General features: G+C 71.1%; 19 protein-coding genes. 12 read left to right on the top strand and 7 right to left on the bottom strand.

The window, feature by feature from the left end; translation table 11 throughout:
* Positions 1 to 40: 40 nt before the first annotated feature.
* Positions 41 to 2,335, top strand: a complete 2,295-nt coding sequence (locus tag FHY02_RS13310) for a bifunctional diguanylate cyclase/phosphodiesterase (RefSeq protein WP_183922798.1) — start codon at positions 41 to 43, stop codon at positions 2,333 to 2,335.
* Between the two features lie 34 nt (positions 2,336 to 2,369).
* Here FHY02_RS13310 and FHY02_RS13305 read toward each other — a convergent pair whose 3' ends face one another.
* Positions 2,370 to 3,113: a dienelactone hydrolase family protein gene (locus tag FHY02_RS13305; RefSeq protein ID WP_183922796.1), complete on the bottom strand. Its 744-nt coding sequence runs from the start codon at positions 3,111 to 3,113 to the stop codon at positions 2,370 to 2,372.
* Positions 3,114 to 3,557: 444 nt separating this feature from the next.
* Here FHY02_RS13305 and FHY02_RS13300 point away from each other — a divergent pair, with 444 nt between their 5' ends.
* The 5 genes from FHY02_RS13300 to FHY02_RS13280 all read left to right on the top strand — a co-directional run bounded on the left by FHY02_RS13300 (position 3,558) and on the right by FHY02_RS13280 (position 12,575).
* The gene (locus tag FHY02_RS13300) at positions 3,558 to 4,511 is read left to right on the top strand and encodes a DUF1080 domain-containing protein (protein ID WP_311731832.1); all 954 of its coding nucleotides are present in this window, start codon (positions 3,558 to 3,560) and stop codon (positions 4,509 to 4,511) included.
* Positions 4,512 to 4,924: 413 nt separating this feature from the next.
* The gene (nadB, locus tag FHY02_RS13295) at positions 4,925 to 6,508 is read left to right on the top strand and encodes an L-aspartate oxidase (protein WP_183922794.1); all 1,584 of its coding nucleotides are present in this window, start codon (positions 4,925 to 4,927) and stop codon (positions 6,506 to 6,508) included.
* 132 nt (positions 6,509 to 6,640) lie between these two features.
* Complete coding sequence (locus FHY02_RS13290) at positions 6,641 to 7,768, top strand: serine hydrolase (protein ID WP_183922792.1); 1,128 nt, start codon at positions 6,641 to 6,643, stop codon at positions 7,766 to 7,768.
* Between the two features lie 285 nt (positions 7,769 to 8,053).
* Positions 8,054 to 10,834 carry a DNA polymerase I gene (polA, locus tag FHY02_RS13285; protein ID WP_183922790.1) on the top strand — a complete coding sequence of 927 codons (2,781 nt, stop codon included), beginning with the start codon at positions 8,054 to 8,056 and terminating at the stop codon, positions 10,832 to 10,834.
* A 217-nt stretch (positions 10,835 to 11,051) separates the two neighbouring features.
* Positions 11,052 to 12,575 (top strand): lipopolysaccharide biosynthesis protein, encoded by a 1,524-nt coding sequence (locus FHY02_RS13280; RefSeq protein ID WP_183922788.1) that lies wholly within the window; start codon positions 11,052 to 11,054, stop codon positions 12,573 to 12,575.
* Positions 12,576 to 12,593: 18 nt separating this feature from the next.
* Here FHY02_RS13280 and FHY02_RS13275 read toward each other — a convergent pair whose 3' ends face one another.
* Positions 12,594 to 12,977: a helix-turn-helix domain-containing protein gene (locus FHY02_RS13275; protein ID WP_183922998.1), complete on the bottom strand. Its 384-nt coding sequence runs from the start codon at positions 12,975 to 12,977 to the stop codon at positions 12,594 to 12,596.
* A 197-nt stretch (positions 12,978 to 13,174) separates the two neighbouring features.
* On the opposite strand from FHY02_RS13275, the gene FHY02_RS13270 reads away from it, so the two are divergent.
* From FHY02_RS13270 to FHY02_RS13260, 3 genes are all read left to right on the top strand, one after another.
* Positions 13,175 to 15,295 carry a bifunctional (p)ppGpp synthetase/guanosine-3',5'-bis(diphosphate) 3'-pyrophosphohydrolase gene (locus FHY02_RS13270; RefSeq protein ID WP_183922786.1) on the top strand — a complete coding sequence of 707 codons (2,121 nt, stop codon included), beginning with the start codon at positions 13,175 to 13,177 and terminating at the stop codon, positions 15,293 to 15,295.
* 308 nt (positions 15,296 to 15,603) lie between these two features.
* Positions 15,604 to 16,593, top strand: coding sequence for a M48 family metalloprotease (locus tag FHY02_RS13265; RefSeq protein WP_183922783.1), 990 nt, complete (start codon positions 15,604 to 15,606; stop codon positions 16,591 to 16,593).
* A 97-nt stretch (positions 16,594 to 16,690) separates the two neighbouring features.
* A complete protein-coding gene (locus FHY02_RS13260) occupies positions 16,691 to 17,692 on the top strand; it encodes a glycosyltransferase family 2 protein (RefSeq protein ID WP_183922996.1) in 1,002 nt (333 codons plus the stop codon).
* Positions 17,693 to 17,905: 213 nt separating this feature from the next.
* Here FHY02_RS13260 and FHY02_RS13255 read toward each other — a convergent pair whose 3' ends face one another.
* Complete coding sequence (locus FHY02_RS13255; protein ID WP_183922781.1) at positions 17,906 to 19,186, bottom strand: aspartate kinase; 1,281 nt, start codon at positions 19,184 to 19,186, stop codon at positions 17,906 to 17,908.
* 52 nt (positions 19,187 to 19,238) lie between these two features.
* Here FHY02_RS13255 and ubiG point away from each other — a divergent pair, with 52 nt between their 5' ends.
* On the top strand, positions 19,239 to 19,991 hold the full coding sequence (gene ubiG / locus FHY02_RS13250) for a bifunctional 2-polyprenyl-6-hydroxyphenol methylase/3-demethylubiquinol 3-O-methyltransferase UbiG (protein WP_183922780.1): 753 nt from the start codon (positions 19,239 to 19,241) through the stop codon (positions 19,989 to 19,991).
* Between the two features lie 171 nt (positions 19,992 to 20,162).
* Here ubiG and FHY02_RS13245 read toward each other — a convergent pair whose 3' ends face one another.
* Positions 20,163 to 20,396, bottom strand: coding sequence for a hypothetical protein (locus tag FHY02_RS13245; protein WP_183922779.1), 234 nt, complete (start codon positions 20,394 to 20,396; stop codon positions 20,163 to 20,165).
* A 101-nt stretch (positions 20,397 to 20,497) separates the two neighbouring features.
* Here FHY02_RS13245 and FHY02_RS13240 point away from each other — a divergent pair, with 101 nt between their 5' ends.
* The gene (locus FHY02_RS13240) at positions 20,498 to 22,324 is read left to right on the top strand and encodes an ABC transporter ATP-binding protein/permease (RefSeq protein WP_183922778.1); all 1,827 of its coding nucleotides are present in this window, start codon (positions 20,498 to 20,500) and stop codon (positions 22,322 to 22,324) included.
* Between the two features lie 330 nt (positions 22,325 to 22,654).
* On the opposite strand, the gene map is transcribed toward FHY02_RS13240, so the two are convergent.
* The gene (map, locus tag FHY02_RS13235; protein WP_183922777.1) at positions 22,655 to 23,422 is read right to left on the bottom strand and encodes a type I methionyl aminopeptidase; all 768 of its coding nucleotides are present in this window, start codon (positions 23,420 to 23,422) and stop codon (positions 22,655 to 22,657) included.
* Position 23,423: 1 nt separating this feature from the next.
* Positions 23,424 to 23,621: a ParD-like family protein gene (locus FHY02_RS13230; protein ID WP_183922776.1), complete on the bottom strand. Its 198-nt coding sequence runs from the start codon at positions 23,619 to 23,621 to the stop codon at positions 23,424 to 23,426.
* 1,119 nt (positions 23,622 to 24,740) lie between these two features.
* On the opposite strand from FHY02_RS13230, the gene FHY02_RS13225 reads away from it, so the two are divergent.
* The gene (locus FHY02_RS13225) at positions 24,741 to 25,166 is read left to right on the top strand and encodes a DUF1810 domain-containing protein (protein WP_183922775.1); all 426 of its coding nucleotides are present in this window, start codon (positions 24,741 to 24,743) and stop codon (positions 25,164 to 25,166) included.
* A gap of 7 nt (positions 25,167 to 25,173) precedes the next feature.
* Here FHY02_RS13225 and FHY02_RS13220 read toward each other — a convergent pair whose 3' ends face one another.
* Positions 25,174 to 26,571, bottom strand: coding sequence for an efflux transporter outer membrane subunit (locus FHY02_RS13220; RefSeq protein WP_183922774.1), 1,398 nt, complete (start codon positions 26,569 to 26,571; stop codon positions 25,174 to 25,176).
* Positions 26,572 to 26,594: the final 23 nt, after the last annotated feature.

Raw genomic sequence — 26,594 nt, 5'->3', positions numbered from 1 at the left:
ATGGAGCGACCCTCTTCATCACCTGCCAAGCCGCCGCCGCATGCTGATCCCCCGCCCCCGCGCCCTGCTGCGTCACCGCCGCGCGCTCGCGCTCGCCGCGGCGCTCACGCTCGCGCTGCTCACCGCGCTCAGCGGGCTGGGCGCGCGGATCGATCGGCTGCTTGACCCGCCGCGCGCCGCCGCCTGGGTGCGCGCGCCGAGCGGGCAGGTCGTCGTCGTCGAGATGGACGCCGCCAGCGTCGCCGCGATCCGCGAGTGGCCCTGGTCGCGCGACCATTATGCGCGCGCGGTCGATCGGCTCCGCGAAGCGGGCGCCGCCTCGATCACCTTTGACGTCGACTTCTCCTCCGCCGGCCCCGGCGCGGGCGATGCCGCGCTGGCGCAGGCCATCGCGCGCGCGCCCGGCCTCGTCGCGCTGCCCACCTTCGCGCAGCGCGCGCGCCTGGGCGATCGCCGCACGATCGACTCGCTGCCGCTGCCCGCGCTGCGCGCCGGTGCCGCGCTCGCCTCGGTGAGCATGCAGCCCGACGCCGACGGCATCGTCCGCCGTGCGCCGTTCGGCACCATTACCGCGGGCACGCCGCGGCCGTCGCTCTCCGCGCTGATCGCGCATCGCTCCGGCGCGGCCGACAGCTTCTTCCCGATCGACGGCGGGATCGACCCGACGCGGCTGCCGCGGCTGAGCTTCGTCGCGGCGCGTGACGGCCGCTTCGACCCGGCGGCGGTGCGCGGGCGCGACATACTGATCGGCGCCACCGCGATCGAGATGGGTGACCGCTACGCCACGCCGCACTGGGGCGTGATCCCCGGCGTGGTGGTGCAGGCGCTCGCCGCCGAGACGCTGCTCGCGGGCGTGCCGTCGGAATGGAGCAGCGCGCTGCCGCTGCTGCTCGCGCTGCTGCTCGCCGCACCGATGCTGTGGGTGCGGCGCGGCCCGGTCGCGGCGGGACTGGCGCTGGCCGCTCCGGTGGTCCTGTTCGCGCTCGCGGTCCGGGCGCAGGTCGCCGACCAGGCGGTGTTCCCGCTGGCCCCGGCGCTGGTGCTGGTCGTCGCGGCCGGGCTGGCGCGCGTCGCGCTCGATCTCGCACGCCGCTTCGAGCGCCAGCGCCGCGTCGACGAGGACACCGGCCTGCCCAACCGCCGCGCGCTGCTCCACGACAGGGACTCCGCCGCGCCGACGCCGCTGCTGGTGGCGTCGCTCGGCAACGCGGACGCGCTCATCACGCTGCTGGGCGAGCGCGCCGGGCACGACCTGCTGCTGCGCGTCGCCGACCGGCTGCACGCGACGGTGGGCGCCAGCGTCTATCGCGTCGGCGAGCGGCTGCTCGCGGTCAACGCGCCGGGCGAGGACATCGAGGCGCTGGTCGCGGCGCTGCGCGCGACCTTGATCGAGCCGGTCGAGATCCTCGGCCGCCGCGCCGACGCCGCGGTGCATCTCGGCGTCTCGGCGGGCGAGGGCACGATCCATGACCGGCTGGTGAGCGCGACCCGCGCCGCCGACGAGGCCGCCGCGGCGGGCGCGTTCTGGCGCCACGCGCACGTCGACGCCGATGCGCTGGAGCGGCGACTGGTGCTGATGGGCGAGCTCGACCAGGCGATCGCCAACGGCGAGATCGAGGTGCATTACCAGCCCAAGCTCGCCCTCGCGACCGACCGGGTCGCCAGCGCCGAGGCGCTGGTGCGCTGGCGCCACCCGACTCGCGGGATGATCCGGCCCGACCTGTTCATCCCGCTCGCCGAGCAGGCCGACCGCATCAGCGCGCTGACCCTCCACGTGCTCGCGCGCGCGGTCGCCGACCTCGCCGACTGGCGCGCGCGCGGGCACGACGTCTCGGTCGCGATCAACCTCTCCGCGATGCTGATCGCCGAGCCGGCGTTCAGCGCCGCGGTCGACGCCCTGCTCGACTCGGGCGCGGTGCCGGCCGACCGGCTGATCTTCGAGGTGACCGAGTCCGCCACGCTGGCCGATCCGGAGCGCGCCGCCGCGCAGCTGCGCCACTTCCGCGCCAAGGGCGTTGCGATCTCGATGGACGATTACGGCACCGGCCAGTCGACGCTGACCTATCTGCGCGAGCTGCCGCTGTCCGAGCTCAAGATCGACCGCAGCTTCGTCCAGCATGCGCATCTCAACCCGGCGGACGCGCTGATGGTGCGCTCGACGATCGACCTCGCGCACGGGCTCGGGCTCAAGGTGGTGGCGGAGGGGATCGAGGAGCCCGGCTGCCTCGCCTTGCTGCGCGACGCCGGCTGCGACCTGGTGCAGGGCTATCTGATCGGCCGCCCGATGGTGGCGGACGCCTTCGTCGCGACGCTGGAGCAGCGCGCCGCGGCGTGAGGCGGGCGGTGCGGCGCGCGGGTGGGGCGACCGCTCACCCCAGCGCGCGGCGGTACAGCGCGAGCGTCCACGCCACGCTCTGCCGGAACAGCGCCGGATCGTAGCGCGGCCCCTCGTCGCGCAGGAAGGCATGCGGCGCGTTGACCTCGTGCCACTCGTAGCGCGCGCCCACCTCCTCCAGCCGCCCACGGATCGCCTCGCGCCCGGCGAACGGGACGTGCGGGTCCTGCCGCCCCCAAACGAACATCGTCTCGGCCTCGAGCGCGTCCATGCGCGCGAGGCTGTCGTCGGCGCGGCCCTCGCCCAGCGTGCCCGAGTGGATGTCGGTGGCGTAGAAACAGGCGGCGGCGCCGACGCGCCGGTCGAGCGCGGCACGATAGGCGAGATGCCCGCCGAGGCACACACCGAAGGTGGCGAGCCGCCCGTCGCACGCCGGGTGCGCCGCCAGCGCGGTGAGCGCGGCGCGCGAGTCGGCGTCGTACTGTGCGACCGGCTTGGTGAACTTGAGCGCGTTGCCCCGGTCGGTGCCGGGCTGGTCATAGGCGAGCACCGTGCCGGCGGGCTCATACTCGTGGTACACCTCGGGGACCGAGACGACATAGCCGTTGCCCGCCAGCAGGGTCGCCAAACGACGGATCGGCGCGGTCACCTGGTAGATCTCGGAGAAGAACAGCACGCCGGGGAAGCGCCCGTCGATCGCGGGGCGGAACAGATGGGTGCGCATCGTGCCGGCGCCGGGCACCGCCACGTCCTCATATTCGTCGCTGCGCACGATCATGGTCGCTGTCCCCTGGCTGTGGCGCGCCGCTGTGGCAGCGCGGCGGCGGCGGGGCAAGGCGGGGTTGGGGGTGGCGTGGCCGCAGTGAGCGCGCAGCGCAGGTGCGTCACGGGACGCGGCGCGGGGCTGCCTCACCCCTCTTCTTTCGTCATCCCCGCGAAGGCGGGGACGTGGATACTCGCTTGAAGTGCGCCGATCGTCGCGCGGTGGAATGCCTCGGCGGCAGTTTGGAAGTCGAGGCATTGTCCAGGTTCGTCGTTGAGGCGCCCGACGGCAGGACAAGAACACGCGTGCCGCTACACTTACAGCGAGATGGTACGCAGCCGTGCCATGATCGAAGGACGTGAGCTGACCCTCACACCGGGAACGTTCCCATATCCCATTGTTCTCGCGGCGTGCGCCTGCGATACCTCCCCGCAAACAACGCCAGCGGAGGGGAACAGCGTGCGACCGATTGTGATGGGGCTCGCCGTCGCGGCGCTGTCCGCCCCCGCCGCCGCGCAGGCGCCCGCCACGCCCGAGCAGCTCGCCCAGGCGCGCGCGGCCGTCGGCGACACGGTCGCGCGCCCGCAGTCCATCGTCCTCGCCGACGTGCCGCGCGCGACCGGCAAGGCACGCGCGCTGCTGAACGGGCGCGACCTCGCCGGCTGGCACCCGTGGCTGGGCTATCCCGACCCGTCGGTGACCTATCGCGACCGGCCCGGCGCGACGCCGATCGGCACGACGCGCGACACCGCCGGCGACTTCGCGATCCGCCCCATCGACGGCCGCCCCGCGCTGTGGGTCAAGGGCGAGACCTGGGGCGCGCTCGTCCACGACGCCGACCTGCGCGACTACCACCTGCGGCTACAGTATCGCTGGGGTGCCAGGCGCTGGGCGCCGCGGCTCGGCCAGCCGCCCAACAACGGGCTGCTCTACCACACCCATGGCACACCCGGCGCGGTGTTCGGCACGTGGCAGCCCTCGGTCGAGTTCGAGATCATGCAGGGCTCGACCGGCATGGCGGTGGCGGTGGGGCGCGACGTGCGCCTGCGCACCACCGCCGCGCTCGACCCGTCGCTGGTCTCGCCGCCGGTGCGCTATCGCCAGGACGGGCGGCCGGTCGAGATCGTCAACGGCACGCTGATCTGGAACGTCGAGAACGCGCGCGACGCGGAGAAGCCGGCGGGGCAGTGGAACACGCTCGACCTCTACGTGCTCGGCGACCGCGCGGTGCACGTCGTCAACGGCGTGCCGGTGATGGTGGTGGAGGGGCTGGCGACGGTCGACGCCGCGGGGAAACGGACCGCGCTGACGCATGGCAGCGTGCAGCTCCAGTCGGAGGGCGCCGAGACCTGGTTCCGCGATATCACGGTCGAGCCGATCGACCGGCTGCCCAGGGTCGTGGCGAAGAAGTGAGGCGCAGTAACTCCTCCCCGCTCGCGGGGAGGGGACCGCGACGCGTCGCGTCGTGGTGGAGGAGGGTCCTCTGCGGATCCCGGCGTCCGCGGGTCTCCTCAACGACGCGCAGCGAGCGAGGAACCCCCCTCCACCACCGCGCTAGCGCGCGGCGTAGGGGCTTTGGCGCGCCCCCGGCACGCCAAGACCATGTCCGGGGAATACGATCTCGCCCGCGCGCCCCCTGCCCGTGCCTGGGAGGATCGTTGCCGCAACTCACGCTGTCCTAAACGCCCGCAGCTGTGCCACATGGGCGTCATGCCCCTCCCCGAGCCCGACCGCCACCCGCGCCCCGCACGCCGCCGACTCAACGTTCACACCCGCCGCGACTCGCGCCAGCGACTCAACATTCGCAACATTCGCGGGCTAAGCGCATGACACAGAGCGACGTCCTGATCGTCGGTTCGGGCGCGGCCGGGCTCACCGCGGCGCTCAACCTGGCCGACCGCTTCACCGTCACCGTGCTCGCCAAGGGCGCGCTCAACGAGGGCAGCACCGCCTGGGCGCAGGGCGGGATCGCCGCGGTGCTCGAGCCCGGCGACACGTTCGAGCACCATGTCGAGGACACGATGGTCGCCGGCGCGGGGCTCAACGACCGCGCGATCGTCGAGTTCGTGGTCGAGCGCGCCCCCGCCGCGATCGCGCGGCTGCGCGCGCTGGGCGTGCCGTTCGCCGAGGAAGGCGGCGCGCTCCATCTCACGCGCGAGGGCGGTCACTCGCATCGCCGCATCGTCCATGTCGCCGACGCGACCGGCTGGGCGGTGCAGGAGGCGCTCCAGCGCGCCGCCGAGGCGCACCCCAATATCACGCTCGTCCCCGACCAGGTCGCGATCGACTTCGCCACCAGCCGCCACGAGGAACGCTACTCGGGCGCAGGCAACGTCTGGGGCGTCTACGCGATCGACCGACGCACCGGCGCGGTCGAGGTGCACACCGCGCGCGCGACGATCCTGGCGACCGGCGGGGCGGGGCGGACCTATCTCTTCTCCACGGCGCCGCGCGGCGCCACCGGGGACGGGATCGCGATGGCGTGGCGCGCCGGCGCCCGGGTCGCGAACATGGAATTCATGCAGTTCCACCCGACCTGCCTGTACCATCTCGAGGTCAAGAACTTCCTGATCACCGAGGCGGTGCGCGGCGAGGGCGGGCATCTGATCAACCCCACCACCGGGCGGCGCTTCATGCCCTGGTACGACGACCGGCTGGAGCTCGCCCCGCGCGACGTGGTGGCGCGCGCGATCGACGCCGAGATCAAGCGCTACGGGCTCGACTTCGTCCATCTCGACATCAGCCACATGCCCGCCGACTTCGTGCGCGCGCACTTCCCCAACATCCACGAGAAGCTGCTCGGGCTCGGCATCGACATGACGACCCAGCCGATCCCGGTGGTGCCGGCGCAGCATTACACCTGCGGCGGGATCGTGGTGGACCGTGACGGCCGCACCGACCTGCCCGGGCTCTACGCCGCGGGCGAGTGCACCCAGTCGGGGCTGCACGGCGCCAACCGGCTCGCCTCCAACTCGCTGCTGGAATGCTTCGTCTTCGGCGAGGCGGCGGCGCAGCATATCGCGCAGCAATGGGACACGCTGCCGCCGCCCCCGGCGGTACGCGCGTGGGACGAGAGCCGCGTCACCGACTCCGACGAGGAGGTGGTGATCAAGCAGAACTGGACCGAGATCCGCCGCTTCATGTGGAACTATGTCGGGATCGTCCGCACCACCAAGCGGCTTGAGCGCGCGCAGCACCGCATCGACCTGCTGCGCAGCGAGGTGGAGGATTATTACGGCCACTTCCGCGTCACCCCCGACCTGATCGAGCTGCGCAACCTGCTCCAGGTCGCCGAGCTGATCGTCCGCTCGGCGCTGCACCGGCACGAGAGCCGCGGGCTGCACTTCACGCTGGACTGGCCGGACACGCTCGCCGAGGCCGCCGACACGGTGCTGGTGCCGCGAGCCTGACGCGTGACGGTCGAGCGCCCCACCGTTCGTCGCGCCGACAAGGGTGATCGTCGCAGCGGCGAGTCGCAGCACTTTGTGTCCGCGCCATTATTGTCCACAGACGCGAGTCAAGCGGGGTTGGTGGCGGCGGACATGGGTAGTAAGACTTTCGGGCGCCGGGCCGCGATCATCGCCTGGTCGCTGCTGATCGCGGGCTGCGGCGCCGGGGCAGGCTCCGCGCTCATCCCCGCGGCGCCGCCCAAGCCGCTCGTCTCGATCCCGGTGCCGCTCGCCGTCGTGCCGCCGCCCCCGCCGCCGCGTCGCTCGGCCGCGCCGCGCGCGCTCCAGGCACGGGTCGAGCAGCTCATCCGCAATTTCCCGGGCAAGGCCGGCGCGGCGATCGTCGCGGTGGACGAGGACTGGGTGGTGCAGCAGGGCGGCGATCTCAGCCTGCCGCAGCAGAGCGTCAGCAAGACCTGGGTGGCGATGACGGTGCTGTCGCAGCGCGACGCGGGGAGGCTCACGCTCGACGATCCGGTGCTGGTCACGCGCGACGACCTCACGCTGTTCCACCAGCCGATCGCCGGCCTGGTCGGCGCCAACGGCTACCGCACCACGGTGGGCGGGCTGCTGACGCGCGCGCTGACGCAGAGCGACAATACCGCGAACGACCGGCTGCTCACGGTAGTGGGCGGCCCGGCCGCGGTGCGGCGCTTCATCGCCCAGCACCAGCTCGGCGCGATCAAGTTCGGCCCCGGCGAGCGGCTGCTCCAGAGCGGCACCGCGGGACTGACCTGGAGCCAGTCGATGGCGATGGGGCGCGGCTTCGAGGCGGCGCGCGCCCGGCTCGACCCGGCGGTGCGCCGCGCCGCGCTCCAGCGCTACATCGACAACCCGCCCGACGGCGCCGCGCCGGTGGCGATCGCGGGCGCGCTGGCGCGGCTGGCGCGCGGCGAGCTGCTCAGCGAGACCTCGACGCGGATCCTGCTCGACACGATGGCGGCCTCGCGCACCGGCCACGCGCGGTTGCGCGCCGCGACGCCGCCGGGCTGGAAGGTGGCGCACAAGACCGGCACGGGGCAGGATTTCGGCGCGCGCAACGCGGGCTTCAACGACGTCGGCCTGCTCACCGCGCCGGACGGGCGGCGCTACGCCATCGCGGTGATGATCGGCGACACCGCCGCGCCGATGCGGATGCGCCAGCAGCTGATCCAGAACGTCTGTGCCGCGCTCACCGGCGCGCAGCCGCGCGCAGTGGGTGGCGACGAGGACGGGACCTGAGGGAGCAATGGAGGGCGCCCTATCCTCGCGCTACCCACCGTCATCCCGGACTTGTTCCGGGATCCAGGCGGCCGCGAACTCAGCGGCTTAGGGATAAGCGGCACGGTGAATCCCGGAACAAGTCCGGGATGACGGAGGATGACGGAAGGGTCGTGCAAAGGTCCCGCCCTTAGCCGGGCCGACGAAGACCGGGGCCTTACCCCGAAGCACCGACCTTCACCGGCGACACGAGGTCTCGCCACAACCCCGGTTTCCCACACGGCCAAACCGGTTTAGGGCAGCGCGATGCCGCACCTCTATCTCGTCGACGGATCGGGCTACATCTTCCGCGCCTATCACCGGCTGCCGCCGCTGACCAACAAGCACGGCGAGCCCGTCGGTGCGGTCTACGGCTATACCACCATGTTGTGGAAGCTCGCCGACGAGCTGCACAAGGCCGACGGGCCGACGCACATGGCGGTGATCCTCGACAAGAGCTCGTCCACCTTCCGCAACGAGCTGTACGACCAGTACAAAGCGCATCGCCCGGCGCCGCCCGAGGATCTCGTCCCGCAGTTCCCGATGATCCGCGACGCGACGCGCGCCTTCTCGCTGCCGTGCATCGAGGAACAGGGCTGGGAGGCGGACGACCTGATCGCCAGCTACACCAAGGCCGCGCTGGCGCAGGGCTGGCAGGTGACCATCGTCAGCTCCGACAAGGATCTGATGCAGCTGATGACCGATCCCTCGGTCGACATGCTCGACACGATGAACAACCGCCGGCTCGGCCCCGAGGCGGTGGTGGAGAAGTTCGGCGTCGGCCCCGACAAGCTCGGCGACGTCCTCGCGCTGATGGGCGACAGCGTCGACAACGTCCCCGGCGTCCCCGGGGTCGGCCCCAAGACCGCGGCCAAGCTGATCGTCGAGCACGGCGACGTCGAGGCGGTGCTCGCCGCCGCGCCCGAGATGAAGAAGGGCAAGCTGCGCGACAACCTCATCGAGCACGCCGAGGCGGCGCGGATGAGCCGCAAATTGGTCGAGCTGGCGTGCGACGTGCCGCTGCCCGACACGCTCGACTCGCTCGCGCTGCCCGCCGAGGGCATCCCGCAGGCGCCGCTGCGCGCCTTCCTCGAGCATCACGGCTTCCGCTCGCTGCTCACCCGGCTCGGCGAGGTCGCCGAGGCGACCCAGCCCGAGACGGTCGGCGCACCCGCCGAGGACGACGAGCCCGCCTGCGACCACGACGGTTATGAGACCGTGGTCGACGAGGCCGCGCTCGACCGCTGGATCCAGGTCGCGCGTCACCAGGGCTGGGTCGCGATCGACACCGAGACCACCGCCAAGGACCCGATGTTGGCCGAGCTGGTCGGGGTCAGCCTCGCGCTCGCGCCAAACCTCGCCTGCTATGTCCCGCTCGGCCACGGCGGGAGCGACATGTTCGCGGAGAAGCCGGTGCAGCTCGACCGCGACGCCGCGCTGGCCAAGCTCAAGCCGCTGCTCGAGGACGCGAGCGTGCTCAAGATCGGGCACAATCTGAAGTATGATCTGATCGTGCTCGGGCGCGCCTATGCGGCGGACGGCGGTGTCACGCTCGCGCCCTATGACGACACGATCGTGATGAGCTTCGACCTCGACGCCGGTCGCCACGGCCATGGCATGGACGAGCTCGCCGCGACCCACCTCTCGCACAGCTGCATCGCCTACAAGGACGTGGTCGGTACGGGGAAGAAGGCGCTCGGCTTCCACGAGGTCGATCTCAAGGCGGCGACGCGCTACGCCGCCGAGGACGCCGACGTCACGCTGCGGCTGTGGCGCCGCTTCAAGCCGCGGCTGCCGATCGAGGGCTCGACGCGCGTCTACGAGATGGTCGACCGGCCGCTGGTGGCGGTGATCGCGCGGATGGAGCGCCACGGCATCAAGGTCGATCGCGAGCGGCTGGCGCAGCTGTCCGACGAATTCTCGCAGCAGATCGCCGGCCTGGAGACGCAGGTGCACGCGCTCGCGGGCGGCCCCTTCACGATCGGCAGCCCCAAGCAGCTCGGCGACGTGCTGTTCGAGCGGATGGGGCTCAAGGGCGGGCGCAAGGGCAAGAGCGGGGTCTATTCGACCGACGTCAACGAGCTGGAGCGGCTGGCGGCCGACAAGGACTCGCCGGGTGCCGAGATCGCCGCACGCGTGCTCGACTGGCGCCAGCTCACCAAGCTCAAGAACACCTACACCGACTCGCTGCAGGAGCAGATCCACCCCGACACCGGTCGCGTCCACACCAGCTACTCGCTGACCGGCGCGCAGACCGGGCGGCTGTCGTCGACCGATCCCAACCTCCAGAACATCCCGATCCGCACCGAGACCGGTCGCCAGATCCGCGACGCCTTCGTCGCCGACGCGGGTAACGTCATCCTCGCTGCGGACTATTCGCAGATCGAGCTGCGCCTCGCCGCGCACATGGCCGACGTGCCGCAGCTCAAGGAAGCGTTCGCGCGCGGCGACGACATCCACAGCCTCACCGCGCAGGAGCTGTTCGGCGAAGTGACGCGCGACACGCGCGCCTCCGCCAAGACGATCAACTTCGCGATCCTCTACGGCATCTCGCGCTGGGGGCTGGCGGGAAGGCTCGATATCTCCGCCGACGAGGCGCAGGCGATGATCGACCGCTATTTCGAGCGTTTCCCCGGCATCAACCGCTATATCGCCGAGACGCTGACGCAGGTGCGCGAGCGCGGCTACACCACCACGCTGTTCGGGCGGAAGACGCACTTCCCGCGCATCCGCAGCAAGGTGCAGCACGAGCGACAGGGCGCCGAGCGCGCCGCGATCAACGCGCCGATCCAGGGCACCAGCGCCGACATCATCAAGCGCGCAATGGCGCGAATGGAGCCGGCGCTGGCGGAGGCCGGGCTCGGCCATGTGCGGATGCTGCTCCAGGTGCACGACGAGCTCGTGTTCGAGCTGCCCGAGGGCGACGTCGACGCGGCGCGCCCGGTGATCGAGCGCGTGATGGCGTCCGCGGCCGAGCCGGCGGTGACGCTCGACGTGCCGCTCGGAGTCGAGATCGGCGTCGGCGCGAGCTGGGGGGCCGCGCATTGAGGGGGCGGGTTGACGAACAATCCTCCCCGGCACGGGGAGGGGGACCAGCCGCAGACTGGCGGAGGGGGGTGGCCGCAGGCGGTGCGCTCGCGGAGAGCCCCCTCCACCACTCGCCCTCGGCGAGCGGTCCCGTTCCCCGCGAGCGGGGAGGATCGTTTACAGCCGAGCGTGTCGTCTCGCGGCCACAAGCGCCCGCCCACACTCAGCCGGGCGCCGCATGACCGCGCCCGACCAGCCCGACGACATCGCCGCGCTCGCCAAGGGCGGGCGCACCAACGTCGCGGGGTTCATCCTCAAGCTCGGCGCGCGCATCCCCTTCCTGTTCATCGCGGGCCATCTCTACGGCGCCGCGCTGGTGGGGCGGTTCGCCATCGCGGTGGTGGTCGTCGAGCTCGCCGCGCTGGTGGCGACGCTCGGGCTCAAGCGCGGGCTGGCGCAGGCGCTGTCCTCGGCCGAGCGGCCGCACAATCACGTCGTGTTCGACGCGCTCGCGCTCGCGCTGGTCGCCAGCCTGATCGCCAGCGCGGTCCTCTGCGCCTTTCCCCAGGCGATGTACCCGAACTCGGCGATCGGCGGGCTCGACCGCTTCTTCCCGCTGATCATCCTGGCCCCCGCGCTGAGCGACGTCAGCCTCGCCGCGCTGGCCTATCGGCACGACGTGAAGGCCAGCGTCACCGCGCGCGCGATCGTCGAGCCGTGGACGCTGTCGATCTTCGCCTTCCTCTTCTCCTTCTTCACGCTCAAGGACGGGCTGGTGCTCGCCTATGTCGCGTCGATGGTGGCGGCGCTGACCGCCAGCATCGTGCCGCTGCTGCGCAGCTACGGCGTGCCGAGCGGCTGGTCGCCGCACCTCAGCGTGCTGTGGCAGATGGCGCGCGCCAACACGCCGCTCGCCGGGGCGGACGCCTTGGAATGGGGCAGCCGCAACGTCGACCGGCTGATCCTGGGCACGTTGTTCGCGCCCAACGTCGTCGGCATCTATTACATGGCGCAGCAGGTCGCCTCGCTGCCGCAGCGGCTCAAGACCAGCTTCGACCCGATCCTGGGGCCGGTGGTGACGCGGAGCATCGCGCGCGGCGACCTCGGCGCGATCGCGCGGCAGGTGCGTCAGGTGGCGTTCTGGATCATCGCCGCGCAGCTCGCGCTGGCGCTCACCGCCTCGATCCCGCGCAAGGCGGTGATGGCGACGATCGGCCCGCAATTCACCAGCGGCGCGGCGGCGATGGTGTTCCTGCTGTTCGCCGAGGTGTGCGCCTCCACCGGCGCGGTCGCCGAGTCCGCGCTGGTGTACCTGGCGCGGCACCGCAACCTACTGATCTCCGCGACCATGCTGGTGATCCAGATCGCTCTGTCGTTCGCCTTCATCCTGCTGATCCGCGACGCCGGCTATGGCATCACCGAGCAGGCCGCGGGCGCGCCGGTGGCGCTCCTACTGGTGCTGCTGCTCACCTCCTTCGTGAAGGCGCGCGTGCTGGGGCGGCTGCTCGGCGCCCCGGTATCGCCGATGCGCTGGCCGTTGCTGTGGGCGGCGCTGGCGGGGGGCGCGGTGGGCGGCGCGTTCACGCTGCTGCCGCCGGGATGGCGCTGGATGCAGGTGTCGGTCGGCGTGGTGGCGACGATGGGCGCCTACCTCTTCGTGATCTGGCGCTACGCCTTCGGGCCCGAGGATCGCGCGCTCTTCAACAAGATGCCGACCGCCGAGGAAGCGACCCTGCCCAACGAGGGCAGCTTCATCCGCTAGCGCGGCGTGGCGGCCGGGCTATTCCAGCAGCGCCCAGTGCAGCTCGCCCTGGCCGAGCGCGCGGCCGTCGTGGCTCAGCACCGCGACGGGGCGGATCGGGCGGCCGTCGCGCACGTCGACCAGCACCGGGGAGGCGGGGTAGCCGGTCTCCCAGCGCTCGCCCCATTGCCGCAGCGCCACCATCGTCGGCAGCAGTGCCCAGCCCTTGTCGGTGAGGCGGTAGACCACCTTTCGGCGATCCTCGGGCACCGCGCCGCGTTCCATGATGCCGTGCGCGACGAAGCGCGCCAGCCGGTTGGCCAGGATGTTGCGCGCGATCCCCAGCTCCTGCTGGAACTCCTCGAAATGCTGCAGCCCGTTAAACGCGGCGCGCAGGATCAGGAAGGCCCAGCGCTCGCCCATCGCCTCCAGCGCGGCGGGCAGGCTGCATTCGGTCAGATTCTCGCGCAAACGCCGCTGTTCCACACGCCACTCCGTCGCACGACGCTAACCCGCCGGCCGCGCCCGCGATAGCCGCGCGACGTGGCAAGCAACACGCCGACACGTTTTTTTCGGCATCGTTGTTGCATTGTCACCGTGGATGTAAGCACATTGGATAGGTGCTGAGGCAATATGAACTGATCGATCGCGTGCTCGCCTATGATCCCGAGGCGGACGAGGCGATGTTGAACCGTGCCTATGTCTTCTCCGTCAACGCGCACGGCACGCAGAAGCGCGCCAGCGGCGATCCCTATTTCAGCCACCCGATCGAGGTCGCCGGCATCCTGACCGAGCTGAGGCTCGACGACGAGACGATCGCCACCGCGATCCTCCACGACACGGTCGAGGACACGGTCGCCACGCCCGAGGAAATCGAGCGGATCTTCGGCGGCAACGTCGCGCGGCTGGTCGACGGCGTCACCAAGCTCAGCAAGATCGAGGCGCAGACCGAGAACGAGCGCGCCGCCGAGAATCTGCGCAAGTTCCTCCTCGCGATGTCGGGCGACATCCGCGTGCTGCTGGTGAAGCTGGCCGACCGGCTGCACAACATGCGCACGCTCCACTTCATCCCCAAGCCGGAGAAGCGCCGCCGCATCGCCAAGGAGACGATGGACATCTACGCCCCGCTCGCGGAGCGGATCGGCATGTACGAGTTCATGAAGGAGATGCAGACGCTCGCCTTCGAACAGCTCGAGCCCGAGGCCTATCAGTCGATCACCAAGCGGCTCGAGCAGCTCAAGGAAGGCTCGGGCGGCGACCGCATCGCCAAGATCGGCTCGGGGCTGAAGCTGCTGCTCGGCCGTGCCGGGGTCGAGGCGCAGGTGTCGGGGCGCGAGAAGCATCCCTATTCGATCTGGCGCAAGATGCAGGAGCGTCACATCAGCTTCGAGCAGCTGTCCGACATCATGGCGTTCCGCGCGATCGTGCCGACCGAGGAGGATTGCTACCGCGCGCTCGGCATCATCCATCGGCGCTGGCCGATGGTGCCGGGGCGGTTCAAGGATTATATCTCGACGCCCAAGCGCAACGGCTATCGCTCGCTCCACACCAGCGTGATCCATGCCGAGAACCGCCGCATCGAGATCCAGCTGCGCACCCCAGCGATGCACGCCGAGGCGGAGTTCGGGCTGGCGGCGCACTGGGCGTACAAACAGGCGGTCGGCGGCGCCGCGGCGCTGCGCCCCGACTCGCAGCAGGACTGGATCAAGGACCTGGTCGAGATCCTCGACACCGCCGCGACGCCCGAGGAGCTGCTCGAGCATACCCGCATCGCGATGTACCAGGATCGCATCTTCGCCTTCACCCCAAAGGGCGAGCTGATCCAGCTGCCCAAGGGCGCGACGCCGATCGACTTCGCGTACGCGGTCCACACCGATCTCGGCGACCAGGCGGTGGGCGCCAAGATCAACGGCCGAGTCGTGCCGCTGTCGACCGTGATCGAGAATGGCGACCAGGTGCAGGTGCTGCGCTCCAAGGCGCAGACGCCGCAGCCCGCCTGGCTCAAGGTGGCGATCACCGCCAAGGCGCTCGCCGCGATCCGCCGCCATCTGCGCAACACCGAGCGCGAGCAGACGATTGCGCTCGGGCGCAAGCTGTTCGACGATATCGTTCAGCGCCTCCCTGCCGCGCTGGCGGACAGCGCGCGCGACGAGGCGCTCAAGCGGCTCAAGCTGCCGGACGAGGCCGCACTGTTCCAGCAGATCGCGCGCCGCCACCTCTCCGACGCGCAGGTGATGGAGGCGCTGATGCCCGGCTCGGCGGGCGCCGACGTGGCAGAGGCGCCGCCGCAGTCGAGCGCGATCTCGATCGAGGGTCTGGCCCCGGGTGTCGCGTACGAACTCGCGGAATGCTGCCACCCGGTGCCGGGCGACCGCATTATCGGACTGCGCCGCCCCGACGCCTCGATCGAGGTGCACGCGATCGACTGCGGCGTGCTCGCCGACCTCGCCGAGCGCTCCGACGACGAGACCGACTGGATCGACGTGCAATGGGGCGACGCGACCGAGGGGGCGACGGCGCGCATCTCGGTCGAGGTGCGCAACGAGCCCGGCGCGCTCGGCATGCTCGCCACGATCATCGGCCAGCACAAGGCCAACATCATCAACCTGCGGCTCGACAACCGCGACTCACGTTTCCACACCAACGTGATCGACGTCGAGGTGCACGACGCGCACCAGCTGATGCGGCTGCTCGCCGCGCTGCGCGCCGCCGAGGCGGTCAACGCGGCGGAGCGGGTGTGAGGGTCGGGCGGCGTACAGCCCGTGCACGACGACCCCGTCTTCCGTCATCCTGAACTCGTTTTCAGGGTCCACCGCGTCGCACATGCCGGAGCCGGAGCGTGTGCGGAAGGGTGGATCCTGAAACGAGTTTAGGATGACGCTTGTAAGAGCTGCGCGCGAGTGGCGCAGAAGCCGTCGTCGGGGCTGCCGGCCACTCGGCGCGGGAGCAACACGCCCCGCTATCTCCCCAGATCGGTTCACCCGCCGGCGCCTCCCCGCTGCAACCGCGCGCCGGCTGTGGCATTGATGCCGCGACGGGAGGACCAGCCATGTACCGACAGCTCATGCTCGCCGCCGCGCTGGTGGCCGCGGCACCCGCGACCGCGCAATCGATCTCGCAGCAGGACCGCGCCACCGGCGCGCAGGCCGACCCGCAGCTCGTCAAGGAATTCGGCGGGCGCTACAGCGGCCCGCAGGTGGCGCTGGTCGAGCGCGTCGGGCGGCGCGTCGCGGTGCAGTCGGGCCTCTCGAACGCGCAGAGCGACTTCACCATCACGTTGCTCGACTCGCCGGTCGAGAACGCCTTCGCGATCCCCGGCGGGTACGTCTATGTCACGCGCCAGCTGCTCGCGCTGATGAACTCGGAGGCCGAGCTCGCCTCGGTGCTGGGGCATGAGGTAGGGCATGTCGCGGCGCGCCACAGCGCCTCGCGCAACCGCACCGCGACGATCGGCGGTGTGCTCGCGGGCGTGGTCGGCGCGGTGGCAGGCAACGGCGCGGCGGGGCAGCTCGCCAGCACGGTCGCGCGCGGCGGCGCGCAGCTCTACACGCTGCGCTACGGCCGCGAGCAGGAATATGCCGCCGACGCGCTGGGCGTACGCTACATCACCGCGGCGGGCTACGACCCTTATGCCGCGGCCGACATGCTCGCCTCGCTCGACGCCGAGACCGGGCTCCAGTCCGCGGCGGCGGGGCGCAGCGGCCAGCAGCTGCCGAGCTGGGCGTCGACCCACCCCAACGGCGCCGACCGGGTCCGCCGCGCCGCGCAGCTCGCGCAGCAGACCGGCAAGCCGATGCTCGACCCGCCGCCCGAGGACACCGCCTTCCTGCGCGCGCTCGACGGACTCGCCTATGATGCGAAAGGCTCGGGCAAGCGCATCCGCATCCGCACCGTCAAGGCGGGGGACACGGTCGACACGTTCGCGCGCCAGATGGCGTATGACTCGCTCCGGCGCGAGCGCTTCCTGACGCTCAACGCGCTCGACGACGACGTCCGGCTCACACCGGGCCGGCTGGTAAAGGTCGTGACGAAGGAGTGACGGTAAGCTATGGCGGGGACCCATGTTCCCGCCCGCGCCCCCGCCTGCGATCACGCCGCCGGCCGCCGCTCTCCCCGACCTACCGCCGTCGCTCGCGATGGCGCGGCCCCGCCCCGCACTGTCGGTGGTGGTGCCCTGCTACAACGAGGAGGCGACGCTGCCGCTGCTCCACGCGCGCGTCAGCGCCGCGGCGCGCGCGGCGGTGGGCGACGACCATGAGATCGTGCTGGTCAACGACGGGTCGCGCGACGGCAGCTGGACGGCGATGCAGCGGCTCGCCGCGGCGGACCCGCGCGTCGTCGCCATCAACCTGTCGCGCAACCACGGCCACCAGCTCGCCCTGACCGCCGGGCTCGACCTGTGCGCGGGCGAGCAGATCCTGATCATCGACGCCGACCTGCAGGACCCGCCCGAGCTGCTCGCCGACATGCGCACCGTCATGGCGCGCGACGGCGCCGACGTGGTCTATGCGGTGCGGCGCAAGCGCGAGGGTGAAACCTTCTTCAAGAAGGCGACCGCGGCGGCCTTCTACCGCGTGCTCGACCGCGTCACCGACACGCCGATCCCGCTCGATACCGGGGACTTCCGGCTGATGACTCGGCGCGCGCTCGACGCCTTGCTGTCGCTGCCCGAGCAGGCGCGCTTCATCCGGGGCATGGTCGCCTGGGTCGGCTTCCGCCAGGTGCCGTTCGCCTATGATCGCGCCGAGCGGCACGCCGGCGAGACCAACTACCCGCTCGCCAAGATGATGCGGCTGGCGCTCGACGCGGTCACCGGCTTCTCCACCGCGCCGCTGCGCTGGGCGAGCCATCTGTCGGTGATGCTGGCAGGCTGCTCGCTGCTGCTGCTGGTCTATATCGGCTATGGCTATTTCAGCGGCGAGCGGGTGCAGGGCTGGACCTCGACCATGTTGGTGGTGGTGGTGCTGTCAGCGATCCAGATGTTCGTGCTCGGCATGATCGGCGAGTATCTCGGCCGGCTCTACATCGAGGCGAAGCGGCGTCCACTGTACCTCATCGCCGACGTCGCGGGCACACCGGGCAGTCGCGCCACGCTCGGCTTCCAGGCGACGGTGCCGGGGGAGCGGGTGGGGGCGTGAGGGGCGGGGTATGGGTTTGATCCAGACCGCAACCTCTTGCGTCATCACGGACTTGTTCCGGGATCCACGGTTCAGCGCCGAAAACGGCTCGGGAGTACGCGGCACGGTGGATCCCGGAACAAGTCCGGGATGACGGCAAAGAATAGGTGACGGTGTCCCCGGTCCGACGTTCAGCAAGTCCCCCTCCCCTTGCAGGGGAGGAGTGTAGCGTCCCTACGCCGCCTCGGCGTCCAACCCGTACGCCGTGTGGAGCACGCGCACGGCGAGCTCGGTCTCGTCCTCGTGGATCAGCACCGAGACCTTGATCTCGCTGGTCGAGATCGCCTGGATGTTGATCCCGCGCGCGCCGAGCGTGGTGAACATCGTGCTCGCGACGCCGGCGTGGCTGCGCATGCCGACGCCCACGACGCTGATCTTCGCCACGCGCGTGTCGTGGATCAGCTCGCCGAAGCCGATCGCCTCGCGCGCCTGGTTGAGCGCCTCGATCGAGCGCGCCAAATCGGCGGCGGGCACGGTGAAGGTCACGTCGGTGGCGCTGGTGCTGCTCGCGCCGTTGCTCGCGCTCTGATGCGCGATGTTCTGGATGATCATGTCGACGTTGATGTTCGCCGCCGCCAGCGGCTCGAAGATGCTCGCCACCGTGCCGGGCTGGTCGGGCACGCGCGTCAGCGTGATCTTGGCCTCATTCTTGTCATGCGCGATGCCGGTGATGAGCTGGCGTTCCACGTCGTCGATCTCCTCTTCGCCCACGATCATCGTGCCGGGCAACGTGTCCGCCATCGGTGCGTCCGCGTCGGTGAACGACGACAGCACCTGGACGCGGACCTTCTCCTTCATCGCCAGCCCGACCGAGCGGGTCTGGAGCACTTTGGCGCCGACCGAAGCGAGCTCGAGCATCTCCTCGTAGGTCACCTTGGCGAGCTTGCGCGCGCGCGGCACGATCCGCGGATCGGTGGTGTAGACGCCGTCGACGTCGGTGTAGATGTCGCAGCGATCGGCGCGGATCGCCGCCGCGACCGCCACCGCCGAGGTGTCCGAGCCGCCGCGCCCCAGCGTGGTGATGCGCTGCCCCGGCGCGACGCCCTGGAAGCCCGGGATCACCGCCACCGCGCCGGCCGAGAAGCTATCCTCCAGCGCGTCGGTGTCGATCGTGTCGATGCGTGCCTTGGCGAAGGCGGTGTCGGTGCGGATCGGCAGCTGCCAGCCGAGCAGCGAGCGCGCTGGTACGTCGATCGCCTGCAGCGCGATCGCGAGCAGCCCGCTGGTGATCTGCTCGCCCGCGGAGACCACGACGTCATATTCGCGCGGGTCATACAGCGGCGAGGCCTCGCGGCAGAAGCCCACCAGGCGATCGGTCTCGCCCGCCATCGCCGAGACCACCACCGCCACCTGGTTGCCGGCGGCCGCCTCGCGCTTCACCCGCGCCGCGACCGAGCGGATGCGCTCGATGCCGGCCATCGAGGTGCCGCCGAACTTCATGACGATCCGCGCCAATGCCGTGTCCAAACGCCTTGGGTGAAGAGGGGCGTCCTGATAGGAAGCGCGCATGACCGACGCAAGCGTAACAACCGCAACCACTTCGCCGCTGCATGCCTCGGTGGTGGCCAAGGAGGCGACCCATTTCGGTCGGCTGGCGCGCGACTGGTGGGATCCGTCTGGGTCGTCGGCGATGCTGCACCGGCTCAACCCGGTGCGGCTGCGCTACCTGCGCGCCGCGGTCGACCGTCACTGGGACCTCGACGACCGCTCGTTCGCGCCGCTGGCGGGGAAGAGCGCGCTCGACATGGGCTGCGGCGCGGGGCTGCTCGCCGAGCCGCTGGCGCGGCTGGGCGCGGCGGTGACCGCGGTCGACGCCGCGGCGGAGAGCATCGCGGTGGCATGCGACCATGCGTCGCGGCGGGGGCTGACGATCGACTATCGCGTCGGCGGGATCGAGGCGGTGGCGGGCGAGACCTTCGACCTGGTCGCCTCGCTCGAGGTGGTCGAGCATGTCGCCGACGCGCGGGCGTTCGTGGCGGGGCTAGCGGGGGCGGTGGCGCCGGGCGGGCTGCTGGTGATGAGCACGCCCAACCGCACCTGGCTGTCACGCGCCGCGCTGGTCGAGGCGGCCGAGGTGCTCGGCCAGGTCCCGCGCGGCACGCACGATTGGGACAAGTTCCTGACGCCGGACGAACTGGGCGCGATGATCGCGGACGCTGGATTGCGGGTGGTCGATGTGACCGGGCTGACGCTGGGGACGAAGGGCTTCGCGCTGGGTGGTTCGACCGCGCTCGATTATTTCGTAACGGCCGTAAGGTAGCCGATCCTCCCCGGTACGGGGAGGGGGACCGCCGCGCGCAGCGCGGTGGTGGAGGGGGCTCTCCTCACGCGCATCGGCTCGTATGCGAAATCCCCCCTCCACCAGCCTGCGGCTGGACCCCCCTCCCCGCGAGCGGGGAGGATCTGAGACACCGACGGCGTCGATTTCACCTTACCCGCGCCGCTTGCCCGCCTCGCCTCGGGCAACCCACTGCTGCCCGCTACGCCGGCACGCCGCGCTTACCACCGGAAAATCGAGGTCGGTATTGCGCGCGAGCACGTCGGCCATCGCTGCCTCGCATTGCTGTACCGTCGCGTAATGCGCGGGCGCGACGCGCGCCTCGGCGCAGGCGCTCGCGCCGTCGCCGCAACCCAGGATCGCCATCACGTAGAATACCGCGTCCATTACCGCCTCCGTCCGTCGTAAAAAACGATCGCTGCGGCGCGGCGTTCCGATTCTGACGCGGCGGTTGACGCTCCCGTTCCGGCACACGACATCCCAGACACATGCCTCCCGATCGTCCCGCCGCCCCCGGCACGGAGCGTCCGCTGCTGCCGACGCTCCGCCGCTTCCTCCCCGATCTCTGGCCGAGCGACTCGCCGGGGATGAAGCTGCGCGTCGCGGGCGCGCTGACGCTGGTGGTCTTCTCCAAGCTGGTGCAGGTCTATGGCGCGCCGTTCGCGTTGCAGGGCGCGGTGGACGGCATGGCGGTCCCGACCACGCCGGTGACGCTCATCGTGCTGCTGGTGGTTGGCTATGCCGCGGCGCGCTTCGGCACCACCCTGTTCGACAATCTGCGCAACACGGTGTTCGAGAAGGTCGGGCAGGAAGCGACGCGGCGGCTCGCGGCGCGCGTGTTCCGCCACCTCCACCGTCTGTCACTCCGCTTCCACCTGGAGCGGCGCACCGGCGCGGTCACCAAGGTGGTCGAGCGCGGCACCAAGAGCATCGACACGATGCTGTACTTCCTGTTGTTCAACATCGCGCCGACGATCCTCGAGCTGACGCTGGTGCTGGGCATCTTCCAGGTCAAGTTCGGCTGGCCGCTGGTCGCCGCGACGCTGGTGATGGTGGTGCTGTACATCTGGTTCACGCGCGCCGTCACCGACTGGCGCTCGTCGCTGCGCGAGCGGATGAACGACCTCGACACCGGCGCGGTGGCGCACGCGGTCGACTCACTTCTCAACTTCGAGACCGTCAAATATTTCGGGGCGGAGGAGCGCGAGGCCAAACGCTACGACCGCGCCATGCACGCCTATGCCGAGGCCGCGGTAAAGAGTGAGAACAGCCTCGCCTGGCTCAACGTCGGCCAGGCACTGATCACCAACCTGATGCTCGGCGCGGGCATGGCCTGGGTCGCTTGGGGATGGAGCCAGGGGCGCTTCACCGCGGGCAACGTCGTCCTCGTGTCGACGCTGCTGTCGCAGCTGTTCCGCCCGCTCGACCTGCTCGGCATGGTGTATCGCACGATCCGCCAGGGCGTGATCGACATGGGCGCGATGTTCGACCTGATCGACACCGCGCCCGAGGTGGTCGACGCACCCGACGCCCCTGCCTTGGCGGTGCGCGACGCGCATGTCCGCTTCGAGGGCGTGGCGTTCGGCTATGACGCGGGCATGCCGATCCTCAAGGGGATCGACCTCGACGTCCCCGCGGGCACCACCTGTGCGGTGGTCGGCCCCTCGGGCGCGGGCAAGTCGACGCTGGCACGGCTGCTGTACCGCTTCTACGACGTCGACCAGGGCCGGATCACGATCGACGGGCAGGACATCGCGCGCGTGCGGCAGGATACGCTGCGCGCCGCGATCGGAATCGTCCCGCAGGACACGGTGCTGTTCAACGACACGATCGGCTACAATATCGCCTATGGCCGCGAGGGCGCGAGCGAGGCCGAGGTCGCCGCCGCGGCGCGGGGCGCGGCGATCGCCGGCTTCATCGAGCGCCAGCCTGAGGGATATAAGACGCGCGTCGGCGAGCGCGGGCTCAAGCTGTCCGGCGGCGAGAAGCAGCGCGTCGCGATCGCGCGCACCCTGCTCAAGGACCCGCCGCTGCTGATCCTCGACGAGGCGACCAGCGCGCTCGACAGCCGCACCGAGGGCGAGATCATGGAGACGCTCGCCGCGATCGAGCGCGGGCGCACCACGATCGTGATCGCGCACCGGCTCTCCACCATCGTCCACGCCGACCAGATCGTGGTGCTGGAGGCGGGACGCGTGGTGGAGCGCGGCAGCCACGCCGAACTGCTCGCGCGCGACGGGCTCTACGCCGCGATGTGGGCGCGTCAGGCGGCCGAGAGCGAGGAGGCCGAGGAGGCGCCCGTCGCCGTGGCGTGAGCTGCGTGGCGCGCTATCCTCCGCCTGCTATCCGACGTGCTCCCGCGCGAGCAGGAGTCCAGGGTCACAGGCGTACCGCGTCCGTCCCTGGCTCCGGCATTCGCCGGAGCACGAGCTACCGTTAAGCCGGCGACGACCTAGGCCGTATCGACCTGCACCTTCATCCTCCGCTGCGAGGGGAAGTGGCAGGCCGCAGGGCTGACGGGGGGGGGTGACCCGCTCGGCGAGCGCCGGCGGACCTACGACCGGCGACAACCCCTCCGTGGCGCTACGCGCGCCACCTCCCCTTGCAGGGCAGGATCGATCGGCTGCGCTGAAGGTCGATAGTGCCTAGGCTGCCCGGCGCTCGTCGCCGCGCAGCGTTAGCACCTCGACGCCGCTGGCGGTCACCGCCACCGTATGCTCGAACTGCGCGGAGAGCTTGCCGTCCTGCGTCACCACGGTCCAGCCGTCGTCGCGCGTGTCGACGCGGCGGCTGCCCTGGTTGAGCATCGGCTCGACCGTGAACACCATGCCCTCGCGCAGCATCGGCCCGGTGCCGGGGCGACCGAAGTTGAGCACCTGCGGTTCCTCGTGCATCTCGCGGCCGATGCCGTGGCCGCAGAACTCGCGCACGACCGCATAGCCGTGCTTCTTGGCGTGGCGTTCGATCGCCGCGCCGATGTCGCCGAGCCGCGCGTCGGGGCGGATCGCGCCGATCCCCTGCCACATCGCCGCCTGCGCCACCTGCACCAGCTGACGCGCCGCGGGTGCCACCGCGCCGACGGCGTAGGTCTTGCTGGAATCGGCGATATAGCCGTTCTTCTCCAGCGTGATGTCGAAGTTGACGATGTCGCCGTCGCGGATGATCTCGGCGGCGTCGGGCACGCCGTGGCACACCACCTGGTTGCGCGACGCGTTGAGCACGTACTGGAAGCCGTACTGCCCCTTGCTCGCGGGGCGCGCCTGCAGGTCGACGGTGATGTAGCGCTCGACCAGGTCGTTGACCGCGAGCGTCGACAGGCCGGCGAGCGGCTGGCGGTCGAGCATCTCGAACACCGCGGCGAGCAGCCGGCCGGAGACCCGCATCAGCGCCAGTTCGTCGGGCGTCTTGACCATCTCAGGCGGCGACCGCGCGCAACTGCGCCGACTCATACTGGCGGCGCACGATCTCGTTGAAGCTGAGCGTCGGGTTGGCCTCGGCGAGCATGCCGATCGTCATCCAAAACTCGGCCTGGGCGTTGATCGAGCGGCACATCACCGCGCTAGCACGGCGTGCCTCGGCGTGCAGCTCGTCCCCGATCTTGACGATACCCATCGATCCGGTCCTTCGGTGGTAAGCTATACGAAGCGTATATGGGGCATAGCGTCGTTTGAGAAGGGAAGTGACGGTCGGACACGCCAACGAGGATGGCGTAACCACCCTCACATCGTGTTCGCTTGTCCCCCGCCGTTCGTTCCAATAGGCCGAATTTGGTCGCGACGCGCGGTTGGAGCGGATCGCCGGGCTGCTCGACTGGGCACCGATCGAGGGACTGGTGCGCGGATGCGGCAGGGGCCGGCGGATCGTCCGCCGTAGAAGGCGGTGGCGACGGTGAAGGCGCTTTTGCTCCAGCAATGCTACGGGCATTCCGATCCCGGCTGCCGCTTTGGCAGACCGCAACAAGCTGATCGGCCGCGTCCGTACCGCCGTCGAGCGCAGCTTCGCGCGCCCCGAGACCGGCCCTCACGGCCTCACCCGGATGCGATACCGCGGCCTTCATCGCGGCGGTCTGCACCTCAACCTCGCCGCCATTGCCGACAGTCTGCGACGCGCTACCGCCTGGTTCAACGCTCTCCGAGCACGAGCTCGCGCGCCTGCCAACCAGGCACCTGACCAGAAACTGCCCCCTTGCCACTACTCCGCCCAGCATAACCGATTAAGGCGCCATCTCGAAGAGGTCTCGCCGGCGCGGGCATGACCAAGCGCGCCGGGAGCAGCGTTGGCGCCGCACCCTGCCAATCTTTGGCCAATCCCGCCGCACCACACCGGTGAAATCCGCCATCCCACTGACCGGATCATCAGAAAACCGCGCATTTCTGCCGATTTTTTCGCTTGGCACGCCCCCTGCAAAGTGGCTGGCATCGGACCGGATCGCCCGGCCGAGACCCACCAGGGAGACTTACCATGACCGCTCGTTTCGCCGATCTCGCCCGCCCGCTCGCCACCGTCGTCGCCGCGTTCACCGTCGCCGCGATGATGGTCGGCGCCGCCGTCCCCGTCCTGCCGATCGCCTGAGCGGAGCCGTGACGATGACCCGCCTGCCCTCGCTGCCGCACGCGCTGCTGCTCACCGCCGCCAGCTTCGCCACCACCGCGCTGCTGATCTACGTCGACGTCGCGAGTGCCGTGATCGCCTGATCACGGCACCGCGCCGCGCACCAGGCGTTGCCCCGTCATGCATCGCGACGCCGACACCACCCTCGACCGCTTCGTCGCCGCGCAGGCGACCAGCTATGCCCAGGCGCTCGCCGAGCTTCGCGCCGGCGCCAAGCGCAGCCACTGGATGTGGTACATCTTCCCGCAGATTGCCGGCCTCGGCCACAGCGACATGGCGCGGCGCTACGCGATCCGCGACCTGGCCGAGGCGCGCGCCTATCTCGCGCACCCGCTGCTCGGGGCGCGCTATGCCGAGAGTGCCGCGGCGCTGCTGGCGCATCGCGGCAGCGACGCCGCCGCGATCATGGGCGGGATCGACGCGATCAAGCTGCGCTCGTCGCTGACGCTGTTCGACTGCGCGGGCGCACCGGCCGCGGTGCGCGAGACGCTCGACGCCTTCTTCGACTCACCCGATCCTGCGACGCTGCGGCTGCTCGAGCACTGACCTCAGGTCATGCCGCGGTCCAGCGCCCGCCGAGCGCGCGGAACAGGTCGACCTGCGCGTCCGCGACCAGCTGATCCTGCAGCGCCAGCGCGGCCTGGGCGTCGGCGAGCGTGCGCTCGGCGTCGAGCTGCGACAGGCTGTCGATCTGCCCCTCGCGGCGCTGCGCGCGCGTGATCCGCGCGGCGCGATCGGCCTGGCCCAGCGCCTGCTGGAGCGCGGCACGACGCTCGAGCGAGCGCGCGTAATTCGACAGCGCCGTCTCGGTCTCGCCCAGAGCGGTCAGCACCGTCCCGTCGAAGCTGGCAAGCGCGGCGCGCGTGTCCGCCTCGGCGCCAGCGACCCGCGCGCGCGCCTTGCCGGGGTTAACCGCCCAGTTGAGCAGCGGCCCGATGAGGAAGTTCAGCGGCCCCGCGCCGAACAGATTGCCGAAGCCGGTGCTGGTCTGCCCGACCGAGCCGCCCAAGGTGATGCGCGGGTAGAGGTCGGCGGTGGCGACCCCGATCCGCGCGGTGGCGGCGGCGAGCCGGCGCTCGGCGGCGCGCACGTCGGGGCGGCGCGCGAGCAGCGCCGCGCCGTCGCCGACTGGGATGGCCTGCTCGATCCGCAGCGCGGTGGCGCGCTCGCCCGCGACGGGGGGTAGCTCCTGCGGGGTGCGGCCGGTCAGCGTCGCGAGCCGGAACAGCGCCGCCTGGCGCTCGGCGACGAGCGAGGGGATGTCGGCGCGGCGCTGGTCGCGCAGCGCGGCGATCCGCGCGGTGTCGAGCGGGGTGGTCAGCCCCGCCTCGGCGCGGCGCTCGGTGGTGCCGACCTGGCGGTCGAGCAGCGCGACGATCCGCTCCGCCACCGCGATGCGCGCCGCCGCGGCGGCGGCATCGGCATAGGCCCGCGTGGTGTCCGCGACCACCGCGACCCGCACCGCGTCCGCGTCGGCCGCCGCCGCGGCGACGTCGCCGCGCGCCGCCTCGACCCCGCGCGAGACGCGGCCGAACAGGTCGACCTCGTAGGAGACGTCGAGCCCGCCGTCGATCAGCCAGGTCTCGCCGCTCACCCCGGCCGGGCGCTGCGCCTGCGAGAAGCGGTTGTAGGTGCCGCTGGCGCCGAGCGTCGCCTGCGGGGTGCGGTCGTTGCGGACCTCGCGCAGCGACGCGCGCGCGCGCTCGAGCCGCGCCGTGGCGACTCGCACGTCGGTGTTGGCGGCGAGCGCCGCCTCGACCAGCCCGTTGAGCACGGGGTCGTCGTACAGCCGCCACCAGTGATCGTCGGGCGCGGCGGCGAGCGTCGGGCCGCCGGTGCCGAGGAAGGGGGCGGCCGCGCTCGCCGCGGTGGCGGGGGCGCGGTAGTCGGGGCCGGCGGCGCAGGCGGCGAGCGCCAGCGTGGCGGTGGCGGCGAGCCAATGCTTGATCATCGTCTCTCTCGTTTCCGTAGCAG

The organism is Sphingomonas sp. BK069 (assembly GCF_014193405.1).
GTDB lineage: Bacteria > Pseudomonadota > Alphaproteobacteria > Sphingomonadales > Sphingomonadaceae > Sphingomonas.
This window is presented reverse-complemented; position numbering and strand designations above follow the sequence as displayed.

What these genes read in the sequence shown, in the direction of transcription:
- FHY02_RS13280 (WP_183922788.1), top strand. Translation starts at nt 11,052, where the DNA reads ATGACCGCGCCCGACCAGCCCGACGACATCGCCGCGCTCGCCAAGGGC.
- FHY02_RS13220 (WP_183922774.1), bottom strand. Translation starts at nt 26,571, where the DNA reads ATGATCAAGCATTGGCTCGCCGCCACCGCCACGCTGGCGCTCGCCGCC.
- FHY02_RS13290 (WP_183922792.1), top strand. Translation starts at nt 6,641, where the DNA reads ATGGGTAGTAAGACTTTCGGGCGCCGGGCCGCGATCATCGCCTGGTCG.
- FHY02_RS13240 (WP_183922778.1), top strand. Translation starts at nt 20,498, where the DNA reads ATGCCTCCCGATCGTCCCGCCGCCCCCGGCACGGAGCGTCCGCTGCTG.
- FHY02_RS13310 (WP_183922798.1), top strand. Translation starts at nt 41, where the DNA reads ATGCTGATCCCCCGCCCCCGCGCCCTGCTGCGTCACCGCCGCGCGCTC.
- FHY02_RS13225 (WP_183922775.1), top strand. Translation starts at nt 24,741, where the DNA reads ATGCATCGCGACGCCGACACCACCCTCGACCGCTTCGTCGCCGCGCAG.
- map (WP_183922777.1), bottom strand. Translation starts at nt 23,422, where the DNA reads ATGGTCAAGACGCCCGACGAACTGGCGCTGATGCGGGTCTCCGGCCGG.
- FHY02_RS13305 (WP_183922796.1), bottom strand. Translation starts at nt 3,113, where the DNA reads ATGATCGTGCGCAGCGACGAATATGAGGACGTGGCGGTGCCCGGCGCC.
- FHY02_RS13265 (WP_183922783.1), top strand. Translation starts at nt 15,604, where the DNA reads ATGTACCGACAGCTCATGCTCGCCGCCGCGCTGGTGGCCGCGGCACCC.
- FHY02_RS13275 (WP_183922998.1), bottom strand. Translation starts at nt 12,977, where the DNA reads ATGGGCGAGCGCTGGGCCTTCCTGATCCTGCGCGCCGCGTTTAACGGG.
- FHY02_RS13245 (WP_183922779.1), bottom strand. Translation starts at nt 20,396, where the DNA reads ATGGACGCGGTATTCTACGTGATGGCGATCCTGGGTTGCGGCGACGGC.
- ubiG (WP_183922780.1), top strand. Translation starts at nt 19,239, where the DNA reads ATGACCGACGCAAGCGTAACAACCGCAACCACTTCGCCGCTGCATGCC.
- FHY02_RS13230 (WP_183922776.1), bottom strand. Translation starts at nt 23,621, where the DNA reads ATGGGTATCGTCAAGATCGGGGACGAGCTGCACGCCGAGGCACGCCGT.
- nadB (WP_183922794.1), top strand. Translation starts at nt 4,925, where the DNA reads ATGACACAGAGCGACGTCCTGATCGTCGGTTCGGGCGCGGCCGGGCTC.
- FHY02_RS13260 (WP_183922996.1), top strand. Translation starts at nt 16,691, where the DNA reads ATGGCGCGGCCCCGCCCCGCACTGTCGGTGGTGGTGCCCTGCTACAAC.
- polA (WP_183922790.1), top strand. Translation starts at nt 8,054, where the DNA reads ATGCCGCACCTCTATCTCGTCGACGGATCGGGCTACATCTTCCGCGCC.